12 protein-coding genes and 1 tRNA gene are annotated in these 13,273 nt (G+C 35.2%); 5 read left to right on the top strand and 8 right to left on the bottom strand.

Annotated elements, in window-relative coordinates:
• Positions 1–66: 66 nt before the first annotated feature.
• The gene (locus HCX49_RS11635; RefSeq protein WP_132770840.1) at positions 67–816 is read left to right on the top strand and encodes a copper homeostasis protein CutC; all 750 of its coding nucleotides are present in this window, start codon (positions 67–69) and stop codon (positions 814–816) included.
• Positions 817–857: 41 nt separating this feature from the next.
• Here HCX49_RS11635 and HCX49_RS11640 read toward each other — a convergent pair whose 3' ends face one another.
• A complete protein-coding gene (locus tag HCX49_RS11640) occupies positions 858–1,037 on the bottom strand; it encodes a hypothetical protein (RefSeq protein WP_021188488.1) in 180 nt (59 codons plus the stop codon).
• Positions 1,038–1,069: 32 nt separating this feature from the next.
• Positions 1,070–1,140, bottom strand: a tRNA-Cys gene (locus tag HCX49_RS11645).
• 287 nt (positions 1,141–1,427) lie between these two features.
• Here HCX49_RS11645 and HCX49_RS11650 point away from each other — a divergent pair.
• Positions 1,428–2,075 (top strand): porin family protein, encoded by a 648-nt coding sequence (locus tag HCX49_RS11650; RefSeq protein ID WP_132770839.1) that lies wholly within the window; start codon positions 1,428–1,430, stop codon positions 2,073–2,075.
• A 127-nt stretch (positions 2,076–2,202) separates the two neighbouring features.
• A complete protein-coding gene (locus HCX49_RS11655; protein ID WP_168127143.1) occupies positions 2,203–3,312 on the top strand; it encodes an AI-2E family transporter in 1,110 nt (369 codons plus the stop codon).
• A 236-nt stretch (positions 3,313–3,548) separates the two neighbouring features.
• Here the strand turns inward: HCX49_RS11655 and rpsJ are convergent, their stop codons facing one another.
• The 5 genes from rpsJ to HCX49_RS11680 all read right to left on the bottom strand — a co-directional run bounded on the left by rpsJ (position 3,549) and on the right by HCX49_RS11680 (position 9,059).
• Positions 3,549–3,854, bottom strand: a complete 306-nt coding sequence (gene rpsJ, locus HCX49_RS11660) for a 30S ribosomal protein S10 (protein ID WP_013667229.1) — start codon at positions 3,852–3,854, stop codon at positions 3,549–3,551.
• Positions 3,855–3,930: 76 nt separating this feature from the next.
• Positions 3,931–6,048: an elongation factor G gene (fusA, locus tag HCX49_RS11665; RefSeq protein ID WP_031287331.1), complete on the bottom strand. Its 2,118-nt coding sequence runs from the start codon at positions 6,046–6,048 to the stop codon at positions 3,931–3,933.
• Positions 6,049–6,176: 128 nt separating this feature from the next.
• A complete protein-coding gene (gene rpsG, locus HCX49_RS11670; protein WP_021188484.1) occupies positions 6,177–6,644 on the bottom strand; it encodes a 30S ribosomal protein S7 in 468 nt (155 codons plus the stop codon).
• A gap of 19 nt (positions 6,645–6,663) precedes the next feature.
• A complete protein-coding gene (rpsL, locus tag HCX49_RS11675; RefSeq protein ID WP_002993550.1) occupies positions 6,664–7,077 on the bottom strand; it encodes a 30S ribosomal protein S12 in 414 nt (137 codons plus the stop codon).
• A gap of 131 nt (positions 7,078–7,208) precedes the next feature.
• Entirely contained in the window at positions 7,209–9,059 is a 1,851-nt protein-coding gene (locus tag HCX49_RS11680; RefSeq protein WP_165905920.1) for an acyltransferase family protein, read from the bottom strand.
• A 205-nt stretch (positions 9,060–9,264) separates the two neighbouring features.
• Here HCX49_RS11680 and HCX49_RS11685 point away from each other — a divergent pair, with 205 nt between their 5' ends.
• Both HCX49_RS11685 and HCX49_RS11690 read left to right on the top strand, forming a co-directional pair.
• Positions 9,265–10,200 carry an MBL fold metallo-hydrolase gene (locus HCX49_RS11685; RefSeq protein ID WP_132770836.1) on the top strand — a complete coding sequence of 312 codons (936 nt, stop codon included), beginning with the start codon at positions 9,265–9,267 and terminating at the stop codon, positions 10,198–10,200.
• 145 nt (positions 10,201–10,345) lie between these two features.
• Positions 10,346–10,912 (top strand): DUF1572 family protein, encoded by a 567-nt coding sequence (locus HCX49_RS11690; protein WP_021188481.1) that lies wholly within the window; start codon positions 10,346–10,348, stop codon positions 10,910–10,912.
• A 74-nt stretch (positions 10,913–10,986) separates the two neighbouring features.
• On the opposite strand, the gene rnr is transcribed toward HCX49_RS11690, so the two are convergent.
• Positions 10,987–13,116, bottom strand: a complete 2,130-nt coding sequence (gene rnr, locus HCX49_RS11695) for a ribonuclease R (RefSeq protein WP_132770835.1) — start codon at positions 13,114–13,116, stop codon at positions 10,987–10,989.
• Positions 13,117–13,273 lie beyond the last annotated feature (157 nt).

Here is a 13,273-nt window from a genome sequence, read left to right on the forward strand (position 1 = left end):
GGTTCAAATTGATCTTTCTCCCTTTTTATTCGAAAACTTCAGAAAAGATTATTGTATATTAAATTAATGGGAAAAGAAATCACTATAAACGGGTATCAATTGGAAATTTGTTCCAATTCACCTCAATCTGCATTGTATGCTGCGCAAGGTGGGGCTACGCGGATCGAATTTTGTCAAAATTTGGAAAATGGCGGTATCACTCCTTCTTACGGTCAGATTGTTCAAGCAAGAAAGTTGATCGATATTGGCATACATGTCCTCATACGTCCAAGAGGAGGTGATTTTGTTTATTCCGATTTGGAATTTGATGAGATGTTGGCTGATGTACAGTTTTGTAAAGAGGCTGGCTGTGATGGTGTGGTGATAGGAGTAATGAAGAACGATGCAACAGTTGATATTGAACGAACGAAAGCCCTTGTCGATGCTGCAAGACCGATGCATGTAACTTTTCATCGCGCATTTGATAAGTGCGCCGATCCACTGTCTTCGTTAGCTATTTTAATCGAATTGGGAATTGATCGTTTATTGACCTCAGGATTGCAGAATAAAGCAGTGGATGGAGTTGAATTACTTAAAGAATTGGTCAAATCTGCGGAAGGAAAAATTGTTATTATGCCTGGTGCAGGAGTGGATAGTAATAATATTGAAATGATCTTAAAGACAACTGGAGCGACTGCTATACATAGTTCCGCGAAAGAAACAGTTTTTTCACAAATGTCTTATGATAGAAGTGAAGTGGAAGGTATGAATGAACCGATCTATCGTACATCAAAAGAAAAAGTCCACCAATTGGTAGACATCCTTAAAAAACAATAGCGTTGTAATTTACAACGCTATTGTTCTTAATATTTTTTAACCTATTTAGCTTCTAAAACTAATTGGTTTAAGATAGCATCGTTTTTAACGATTTGATTTGATTTCTTCATTTTAGATCTTGAACCAAGTTCAACATTACTACCTAAACTTAAGAACTGAACTTCAACACGTGAAGTAGTTTTATTTCTTCTATCTTTTCTTTTTAAACGTGTAACTCCCATTTTGATAAATTTTTTTATTGTTCAATAAAACGAGGTCGGAAGCGGATTCGAACCGCTGTAGGAGGTTTTGCAGACCTCAGCCTAGCCACTCGGCCATCCGACCCTATTTGTTCCCCTAGGGGAATGCAAAAGTAAAATTAATATTTGGATTAAAAAAGACTATTGTGCAATTATTTTTTAAAATAATCATTATCAAGCTGTTTTGTTTTTTATGTTTTTTTTTGATACTCCTCGTTTCAGAAAGACTGTAGCAAGAAACAGGTCCTTGTCTATTTTATTGTACAGTAATCTTGACTTTTGTTTTTTTAATATATATCTGAATATTAGTGGTTTATCCATTTGGCGTGTAACTTGCATTGTTTGTGAAAACACTAATAACATAATAGAGCGATGAAAAAATTATTATTATCAACTACTGCAGCAGTATTACTTTCTGTTGGTGCATATGCACAAGGAGGATTAGGATACGGAATTAAAGCAGGTGTCAATCTTCCTTCTTACAGTTACGGAGGAAGTGACCTTTCTGATTCAAAATCCACTGTTAATTTTCATGTTACTGGTTATTTAGATGCACCCGTTACGAGCAACTTTTATATACAACCAGGAGTTTCTTTACAAGGAAAAGGAGCTAAGTTTGCAGATGTTAAACTTAATGGCAATACATATGAATTGAAACAAAATACAATGTGGTTAGAAGTACCTGTGAATTTTGTGTTGAAATTTCCAACAGTTGGTGAAGGTAAATTCTTCGTTGGAGCTGGTCCATATGTATCATTTGGTCTAAGCGGAAAAAATAAATATGAAGCTAAATCCGGTAGCGGAACAACCTCCATTAGCGATGATTTCAAATTTGGTAAAGATGAAACCCTTAAAGGTACAGACTTCGGTGTGAATTTTTTAGCAGGATATCAGTTGGGTAGTGGATTATCGATCAATGCTGGCTACGGTTTAGGTTTAACTAATATTGCTGGAGCAAAAACGTTTAATGGGGATGTTAAAAATCGAGTTTGGTCAATAGGCCTCGGATTCGGAATTTAATTAAAAGAATTAAGATTGTAATTAAATCTTTTAAAATTAAACCCTTGCTTTTTGAGCAGGGGTTTTTTATTGTCAACTAAAACTTTACATTAGTTGTATTGTTTGACAATTACAATTAGATGATACTATGATAAAATTTCTGGGCTTACCATTTTACGTCAAATTAGCTTGTACGCTAATTTCCATTGTTATTTTAGGTTATCTCGCAAAGATAGGGGATACAATATTAGTCCCCTTTATACTGGGTCTGCTTTTAGCGTTGTTGCTCGTTCCCGTAAGTAATTTTTTTGAGAGAAAATTGAAATTTCCTCGCACTCTTGCTGGAATTATTACCGTTCTACTTTTCTTTGGCCTTTTAGGATTTGGATTTTACATGCTTGCTTCACAATTATCGATGATTAAGGAAGATTGGCCAGCTTTTAAGGAACAAATATTAGTGGGATTTCATAATGTGCAGATCTGGGTTACGGATCGCTTTGGCGTTATGCATAATGAACAAATGGATATCCTTAATAAGACGGCAACTAAGTCACTTGATAGCGGTACGCTCTTACTGGGAACAGCTTTGTTATCTTTATCTTCTCTGTTGATACTTTTTGTGTTTACTTTCCTTTATACTTTCTTTCTACTTATCTATCGTAGTCACATCGTGCGATTTCTGTTATTGTTAAATCATCAAGAACACCACAATATCGTTATGGATGTCGTTGGCCAAGTGCAGTATGTAGTGAAAAAATATTTGATTGGTTTATTGCTACAGATGCTGATCGTTTCTACATTGGTATTTGCAGCTTTGAGTATCATTGGAGTGAAATATAGTTTACTGTTAGCTATTATCACGGGCGTGTTTAATGTGCTTCCCTATATTGGGATTTTCACGTCTATGTTAGTAATTGCACTACTTACTTTTGCGACGACCTCCTTTACACATGTACTGATTGTGACTGGAGCACTTATTATTATACATCTTATCGATAGTAATTTTATTGTTCCAAAGGTAGTTGGCTCAAAAGTAAAAGTAAATTCTTTATTTGCGATGATGGCAATAATCGTAGGAGAGTTGATATGGGGGATTTCAGGTATGTTCTTAGCAATTCCTATATTGGCTATCTGCAAAATTGTGATGGACCGTGTAAAAGAATTGAAGCCATGGGGTTACTTGCTTGGAGAAGAAGATCATAAAGGAGATACTTATTCCACTATACGTAATACAATAAGTTCTAAGAAGAAGCAGTAAATTAGTTTTTTTGGAGTATTTCAGCGTAAAGCCATGATTTGGAATTGACTTAAAAGTCATTGTGATTTAAATACTGTATTTGAGCTTAAAGCTTGTTTTTTCTTCAAGTCACACCCTAGTTAGGAATTATATAAATTATTCATTACAGGGCGCCATAAGTAGTAAAAAGCAGCATATAAAAAAGGCTTCTAATTTAACATTGGAAGCCTTTCTTGTTTTCAATCAGTGCAATTCTATCACACTTTGATTTCTACTTCAACACCTGAAGGTAATTCAAGTTTCATCAATGCATCAACAGTTTTAGAGTTAGATGAATAAATATCTAACAATCTCTTGTATGAACATAATTGGAATTGCTCACGCGCTTTTTTGTTAACGTGTGGAGAACGTAAAACTGTATAGATTTTTTTCTCAGTAGGTAATGGAATAGGACCACTAACAACTGCACCTGTAGGTTTTACTGTTTTTACGATTTTCTCAGCTGATTTGTCAACTAAATTGTAATCGTATGATTTCAATTTGATTCTGATTCTTTGGCTCATTTTTGTTTTTGTTTAAAATGATCTCCTGTTAGAGCTATTATCAACAGGAGATCGGTTTACTTTATATTAGAAAGGATTATTCTCCTTTTAATTTACCTTTTGCTTTTGCAACAACTTCTTCAGTTACGTTACGTGGAGCTTCTTCGAAGTGATCAAATTCCATAGTAGAAGTGGCACGACCTGAAGTGATAGTACGCAATTGTGTTACGTAACCAAACATTTCCGAAAGTGGAACTAATGCTTTAATTACTTGAGCACCATTACGGCTATCTAAACCTTGCATCAAACCACGACGACGGTTTAAGTCACCCATTACATCACCCATGTTTTCTTCTGGTGTTAAAACCTCTATTTTCATAATTGGTTCCATTAAAACAGGAGAACATTTTGGCAATGCTTCACGGTATGCTGAACGAGCAGCTAATTCAAATGATAATGAATCTGAATCGACAGCGTGGAATGAACCATCAATCAAACGAACTTTCATTCCTGATAATGGGAATCCTGCTAATACACCATTTTTCATTGAAGTTTCAAATCCTTTTTGAACTGAAGGGATAAATTCTTTTGGAATTTTACCACCAACAATTTCATTTACGAATTGAAGAGGAGATTTAGTTAAATCGTAGTCAGCATCAGCTGGAGAAATAACAACTTTAATGTCCGCAAATTTACCACGACCACCTGATTGTTTTTTGAATACCTCACGGTGTTCTGTAGTTCCATTGATAGACTCTTTGTATGATACTTGAGGAGCACCTTGGTTAACCTCAACTTTGAACTCACGTTTCAAACGATCGATCAAGATCTCTAAGTGAAGCTCACCCATACCAGAGATAACTGTTTGACCAGTTTCTTCGTCAGTTTTTACTACGAATGTAGGATCTTCTTCAGCTAATTTACCAAGACCAATACCTAATCTATCGATGTCAGCTTGAGTTTTAGGCTCAATCGCTAATCCGATAACTGGCTCTGGGAAGTTCATTGACTCTAACACGATAGGGTGTTTTTCATCACATAAAGTATCACCAGTTTTGATGTCTTTGAAACCAACAACAGCACCAATATCACCAGCCTCGATGAAAGGGATAGGGTTTTGTTTGTTAGCGTGCATTTGGAAGATACGAGAAATACGCTCTTTGTTACCTGAACGAGTGTTCAATACATAAGAACCTGCATCTAACTTACCTGAATAAGCACGGATGAAACACAAACGACCTACGAAAGGGTCAGTTGCAATTTTGAAACCTAATGCTGCGAAAGGCTCGTTAACATCTGGTTTACGTAATAATTCTTCACCTGTATCTGGATGAGTACCTTTAACACCTTCTGAATCCATTGGAGAAGGCAATAATTCCATTACTAAATCCAACATAGTTTGAACACCTTTGTTTTTGAAAGATGAACCACAAACCATAGGAACGATAGAGTTATCCAATACTGCTGCACGTAAAGCATTTAAGATTTCACGCTCAGTTAATGAATTAGGATCTTCGAAGAATTTTTCCATCAAAGACTCATCATAACCAGCAACAGCTTCTAATAAGCGCTCACGGTATTCAGCAACCTCTTCCAACATATCTTCTGGAATAGGAACTTCTGTAAACGTCATACCTTTATCATGCTCGTTCCAAACAATACCACGGTTGTTAATTAAATCAACAACACCAGTGAAAGTATCTTCAGCACCGATAGGTAATTGTAAAGCTACAGCTTCAGAACCTAACATTGATTTTACTTGACCAACAACTTTTAAGAAATCAGCACCAGAACGGTCCATTTTGTTAACGAAACCGATACGTGGAACGGCATAGTTATCAGCTAATCTCCAGTTAGTTTCTGATTGAGGCTCAACACCATCAACTGCAGAAAATAAGAATACTAATCCGTCTAATACACGTAATGAACGATTTACTTCAACCGTAAAATCTACGTGACCTGGAGTATCGATAACGTTTACTTGGTATTTGTTACCACGGTACTGCCAGAAAACTGTAGTAGCTGCAGAAGTAATCGTGATACCACGCTCAGCCTCTTGCTCCATCCAGTCCATTGTTGAAGCACCTTCGTGCACTTCACCAAGTTTATGATTAACACCTGAGTAGTAAAGAATACGCTCAGTTGTAGTTGTTTTACCAGCATCGATGTGAGCAGCGATACCAATATTTCTAGTGAATTTTAAATCTCTTGCCATAATATTTTTAAGCATTAGCCCAGATGGAGCTAAATATTTTTCTGTCTAAATAAGTACACCGATCCTGATAAAAGAATGAACGTTTACCAAAGATCGGTGTAATCATATTTTTGTGTGTAAGTTCAAAACTAGAATCTGAAGTGTGAGAACGCTTTGTTAGCTTCAGCCATTTTGTGCGTATCTTCTTTCTTCTTAACAGCAGCACCTTCACCTTTAGAAGCTGAAATGATTTCTCCTGCTAATTTTTCAAACATTGTTTTCTCACCACGTCTGCGTGAATATGAAATTAACCATTTCATACCCAAAGCAATTTTACGCTCAGGACGAACTTCCATAGGAACTTGGAAGTTAGCACCACCAACACGACGAGATTTAACCTCTACAGCTGGCATAACGTTGTTTAAAGCTTTTTTCCAAGCTTCTAAACCGCTTTCGCTAGTTTTTTGCTCTACTAATTCAATTGCATTGTAAAAAATTTCGTATGCTGTAGATTTTTTACCATCGTACATCATATTGTTTACAAAGCGTGTTACCTGAGTGTCGTTAAACTTTGGATCAGGTAAAATGATTCTCTTTTTTGGTTTTGATTTTCTCATTTTTCTTTCCTCCGTTTAATTATTTCTTTTTACCTTTTGCTGGCGCAGCCGCTGCTTGTCCTGGTTTAGGACGTTTAGTTCCGTATTTAGAACGACGTTGGTTACGACCTGCTACACCTGAAGTATCTAATGCACCACGGATAATGTGGTAACGTACACCTGGTAAATCTTTAACACGACCACCACGAATCAAAACGATTGAGTGCTCTTGTAAATTGTGACCTTCTCCTGGGATGTAAGCGTTAACCTCTTTACCGTTTGTTAAACGTACACGAGCTACTTTACGCATTGCTGAGTTTGGTTTTTTAGGGGTAGTAGTATATACACGTGTACATACACCTCTTCGCTGTGGACATGAGTCCAACGCTGGTGACTTACTCTTGTCAACCAGAGCTACTCTACCTTTTCTAACTAATTGTTGAATAGTAGGCATTTACCTGATTTTGTTATTTAATTTTATTCTTAAATTATTATAAGTTCGCAAAGATAACCATTTTATTGTTAAATCGAAATGTCCAGTCAATTAGTTTTCCACATTTTGCTTGAAAATCTTAGAGTTAGCTGTTAGATTAGTTTTTTTTGTAATAAGTAACGAACAACTTGATCAGCTCCATATTTCGATAAATGATCGTCATCATGCATGTAGGGATCTTGACCATTGTATTTAATTATTTCAGGTAAATTGTAAATATCAATGTAAATATCTTCTGGAATAAAGGTTTTTAGATAAGTGTTGATGTGTGCAGATCGGGATTCAACGTAGTTTTCTTCTTTTACACTTTTATTTTTTATCTGTAGAGCCAAAATATTTGGAAAGATGATAGAATAACTAGGGGTCTGTCCGATCATTTTAAGCGGAATACCATTTTCTTTGAAATATTGAATTACTTGCTGAAGTTTTATTTTTAAGGTTTCATCTGGATATTGTTGTGAGCCCCAAAAACCAACAAGTATCACTTCATCAATTTTTTTCGTATTTTCTGGTATAAATTTTTGATACATATAGTCGATCAGTTCGCAAGATGCCTTTGGCCCTTTGGTGTCCAAAAGTGGATAAGTGGTGGATACGGTTGCTTGTAAAAGATTGATATTTTGTTTTTCTAATTGCTCTTTTAAACTCTGTCCGAAAACACCCGCATGACTATCCCCTAATAAAAGAATATTCTTTTTGTTTGGAATGATGGTGGCACAGCTTTCAAAATTATATTGCTTAAATGTATTGTCTATATCCAGATGGCATGTGCCTTTTCTGAATTGTGACGCAAGTCTGTTTTTTCTGTAATTGGTGTTATAGTTGGTCAGGTAATCAATTTCTGTGTTTATTTGTAATCGATTATAAGGAAATATCATCATAATTCCTGTTAGCAGCGCAACAGCGGTACTAGCAGTTATTGTAAATGGTAGTTTATCAAATTTCTTATTGGCCTCGATGAAATAATAGGAAATACTTGCACAGAGTAAAGATAGTGCGAGGATGGGAATGATAATAAAAGGTTGATTCAATCCGAGATAAATGGCGAACACATAAATTGGCCAATGCCATAGATATAAAGAATAGGATAGTTTCGCTACCCATTGTATTGGTTTAATGGATAAAAAATTGAAATCGCACTGTGCTATAATGATACCAAAGGTCGCAATGACAGGAATAAGTGTATAATAGGAAGGCCAGCTTATATTTTTTTCGTTAAATAAATAGATGCTAACAATTAAAATAGCGTATCCCGTAATTGCAACTACTTTTCTAAAGAGCTTGGATATCGATTTCTGAGTATAAGACTCTCCTAAAAATGCAAGTCCACCAATTAACATTTCCCATGCCCGAGTAGGGAACATATAAAAACTGAAGGATTGATCTGTATTATTGAAATATAAGTTCAGACCTAATGACAGGATAATCAAAAAGATGAAAAAGCTAACAAACCTTATTTTATTGTTCGAGTAAAGACTTTTAAAAGGGAATAAGAGGGCAGGGTATAAAAGGTAAAATTGCCATTCGACCGATAATGACCATGTGTGCAAAAGGATGTTATTTTGAGAGGCAACATCAAAATACCCACTATTTAAATAATATTCAATATTGGAACTAAAGATTATGCTGAAAATTGCATTATTTCCAAGTTGTTGTAAGTCTTTTGGAAGTAATATAAAACTCCCAATAATAGACACACCTACAAGAAGAAACAAAAGTGCAGGAATAATGCGTGTTATACGTTTAGTGTAGAATTGCTTAAAAGAAAAGTTGCTATTCTCAAAGCTCTTTAAAATAATTCGGGTCATTAAGTAGCCAGAGATGACGAAAAAAATATCCACACCACTAAAGCCACCGTCAAAATAGGGTACTTTGAAATGAAAAAAAATTACTGCCAGTACCGCTAAAGCACGTAATGCCCCTATATCATTTCTAAATTTCATTTTTAAAGTAACTTGTAAACTGCAAATCTGAACAAAATAATTTATTTCACCTATTAAATTTTGTTCCATTTTATTTTTTAGAAAATATCATAAAAACATGAAATTTTGTTCCATTTTATTTTTTAGACAATATCATAAAAACATGAAATTGCGTTCATGTTTTTATGATATTTTTGTATCGTTTATCAAAATCGAAAATATAAATATGAAAAAAATCATCCTGCTTACGCTGACTCTGTTGTGTTCTAAAGTATATAGTCAGACATTTGAAGTAGTGCCGTTGGGAGTTTATGGAGGAGATCATGAAGATAATCTATCTTCATACTTGATTGGTAAGTATAAGGCAAATGCGTATTTAGCGCTAGATGCCGGTACTATAAATGCTGGAATTCGAAAAGCGATAACCTTAAAAACATTTGAGGTTCCAGCAGGCAGGGTATTGCGAGATTATATCAAAGGGTACTTCATCTCGCACGGACATCTTGATCATCTGGCAGGGATGATAATCAATTCTCCCTCAGATGCTGCAAAAAATATTTACGCAACAGCAGCAATGATAGATGTATTGAAAGCGCATTATTTTATAAACGATACATGGGCTAATTTTGCTAATGAAGGTGATTTACCCATACGGAAATATCAATATAAACGTTTAAAAATTGGTCAGATCGATACGGTAACAAATACCGGAATGACTATTCAGGCTTTTGATTTAAGCCATGTGAACCCGATGAAGAGTTCAGCAGTTTTAGTAACTATAGGCGACAGTTCTATCGTATACCTAGGAGATACAGGAGCAGACCGTGTGGAAAAGGTCACAAATCTTGAAAATTTATGGCAATCTATAGCACCCATAATTAAATCACGACGATTGAAAGCTTTAATGATTGAAGTTTCATTTCCTAATGCTCAACCAGAAAAATCACTTTTTGGACATTTAACACCTCAACTTTTAAACGAGGAATTGGGAAAGCTAGCAAGTTTTACCGGAATAGATATGGTACAAGGTTTAAATGTTATTGTTACCCATATGAAGCCTGTTTCCGATAATGTTGACACGATTAAACGGCAATTGCTGGAAAATAATTCTTATAAAGTTAATTTTATTTTTCCGGAGCAAGGAAAACGAATGGTTTTTTAAAATATACTATTAATGATGGCTATGTTTTTTTCAATTGAATGTCAATTTTTGTGTTTTACCTAAAAAAAAGTGAATTTTTCTACTTAGATTTAAGAATAATTGGAAGGTGTATGAGAGATTATTTTATTTTGTAAATCAGATTGTTATGAATTATTTAGAGGATGTTCAAAAATTGTTTTTGTATTATAAGCATTTAGTTGATAGTACTTTGAATCAGTTAAGTGATAGCCAGTTATTTTGGCGCTACAATGATGAAAGTAATAGTGTAGCTGTACTTATTCAGCATATATCCGGTAATATGAAGTCTCGTTTTACAGATTTTCTTACTTCTGATGGTGAAAAAGAATGGAGAAATCGTGATGCAGAGTTTGAATTGGTGGATCAGGACAAGAATAGGTTGTTTCGGGAGTGGAATGAAGCATGGGACAATTTATTTAACACCTTGAAGTGTTTGGAATTTGAAGATCTAGGAAAGCTAATTTATATCCGTAATCAGGGCCATACAGTCGTAGAAGCAATTAATCGACAATTGGCTCATTATCCCTATCATGTAGGACAAATTGTTATGTTGGGAAAAATGATGAAAGGGAATAATTGGAAGTCATTATCCATCCCGAAAGGCGAATCAGAAGTTTTTAATGCTGTTAAATTTACGCAGACTAGGCATATTGAGCATTTTACAGATGAGATGTTAAGACATTTGGATGGTTAGTTTCTCTTTGAAATGAAAAGCCCCCAAAAAAGTGTTTTACTTGATTGGAGGCGTCCATTGTATTTTAATATAACTTAACTGATTAAAGTAAAATCGATTTGACGTTTATCAAGATCAACCTTTTTAACTTTGATCTGTACTTCGTCACCTAATTGATATTTCTTTTTCTTGCGTTGACCTATGATTGCAAAGTTCTTTTCGTCTAATACATAAAAGTCGTCGTTAATGTCTCGTAATCTAACCATACCTTCACATTTGTTGGTTTCAATTTCTACGTACATACCCCATTCAGTTACACCAGAGATAATTCCTGTATATTCAGTCCCAATTTGTTCCTGTAAAAATTCAGCTTGTTTATATTTAATTGAAGCACGTTCGGCTTCTGCTGCCTTCTTCTCCATTTGTGAAGTGTGCTCACACATTTTTTCATAATGATCGGCATTGATTTTATCACCTCCACTTAAATAGTATGCTAATAATCTATGTACCATTACATCTGGATATCGGCGAATAGGTGAAGTGAAGTGCGTATAATAATCAAATGAAAGACCATAATGACTTGTTCCTTTAGTCGTATAGATCGCTTTTGCCATCGAACGAATTGCCAAGGATGTTAACATATTTTGTTCTTTACTGCCTTCAATTTTAGTCATTAAAGCATTGAGAGATTTTGCAGTTTCTTTGTCAGATTTGATCGTTAACTTATGCCCGAATCGAGCAGCAAATTGAGAAAATGTAGTTAATGTCTCTGGATTGGGGACATCGTGAAAACGATAAACAAATGGTAATTTATTTTTTCCTTTTCCTTGTTTTCCAATGTATTCAGCAACTTTTCTATTGGCTAAAAGCATGAAATCTTCAATGAGTTTATGCGCATCTTTTCTTACTTTGGTATAGACACCCGTTGGTTTACCGTTCTCATCCAACGTGAATTTTACTTCTTCACTTTCAAATGCGATTGCACCATTTTTAAATTTGCGCTCACGAAGAATATAAGCAAGTTCATTTAGTTTTAGTATCTCTGAAGCAAAATCTCCTGTTTTTGTTTCAATAACTTCTTGAGCTTCTTCGTAAGAAAAGCGTCGATCAGAATGAATGATAGTTCTTCCGAACCATTGCTCTACAACATTTGCCTTTTCATCAAGCTCAAAGACCGCCGAAAAACAAAGTTTATCCTCATGTGGTCGTAATGAACACACACCATTGGAAAGTCGCTCTGGAAGCATGGGGATTACCCTATCGACAAGATATACTGAAGTACCTCTTTCGTAAGCTTCTTTGTCCAGTTCAGTCTCTGGAATAACATAGTGCGAAACATCGGCAATATGGACTCCGATTTCATAATTCCCATTTTCTAATTGCTGAAAAGAAATTGCATCGTCGAAATCTTTTGCATCAGCAGGATCAATTGTAAATGTGGTGATTGCCCTGAAATCCCTACGTTTTGCAATTTCATCCTGAGAGCAGGTTTCTGGTAAAGCATTTGCCTCTTCTTCAACTTTTTTAGGAAACTTTAATGGAAATCCGTAGTCTGCCAATATAGCATTCATTTCCGTGTTGTTTTCTCCTTTTTTACCTAAAATAGTCTTGACTTTGCCAATCGGATTTTTTGCACCTTGTGGCCATTCAATAATAGAGACTACAACCTTTTCTCCATCCTTAGCACCCTCAAGATTATCAAGCGGTATAAAAATATCATGCAACATCTTTCTATCGTCTGCAATAAAGAATGCAAAGTTTTGAGAAAGATTGATAATACCTGTGAAATCTGTTTTTGCACGCTGTATAATTTCAACAACTTCTCCTTCTTTTTTACGGCCTCTGCTCTTTTCAAAAGTATGTACTTTAACAATATCTCCATGCAGTGCTTGACGTAATTTTCGAGGTGCTACAAAGATATCATTCTCAAATTCGTCTTGAGGTATAATATAAGCCGATCCTTCAGCAGTCATATCGACTTTTCCCGTCACGTAAACTTTAAGTTGACGAAGTTTGAATTTACCCTTCTCAACCTCTAAAAAAGGGCTGTTTTTCGGATGGTCAGTCAGAATGTTGGCGATTGCTATTTTGGAATCTGAATCGTGAACGTTCAGCTTTGATGCGACTTGTTTATAGTTGAGTGGCTTGTTGTTTGACTTCTCGAAGATGTCGATGATGAGCTGTGTTAAAACCTCTTGGTACGGGTTTTCTTTTTTTGTCGTCATACGTTTTTATTTACTTTTATCGTGTTGTAAGTGGGGGAGAAGGCTACTGTAGTTTGCAATATAATACCATTGCTATTTAGGCTATTCCCGATGTCTTATCACATACAATATACAAATATTAATCCGAAATTGTGGATATCTAAATGTTCTTTGTTTT

Origin of the sequence: Sphingobacterium sp. B16(2022), from assembly GCF_012030425.1 — a bacterium.
Lineage (GTDB): Bacteria > Bacteroidota > Bacteroidia > Sphingobacteriales > Sphingobacteriaceae > Sphingobacterium > Sphingobacterium anhuiense.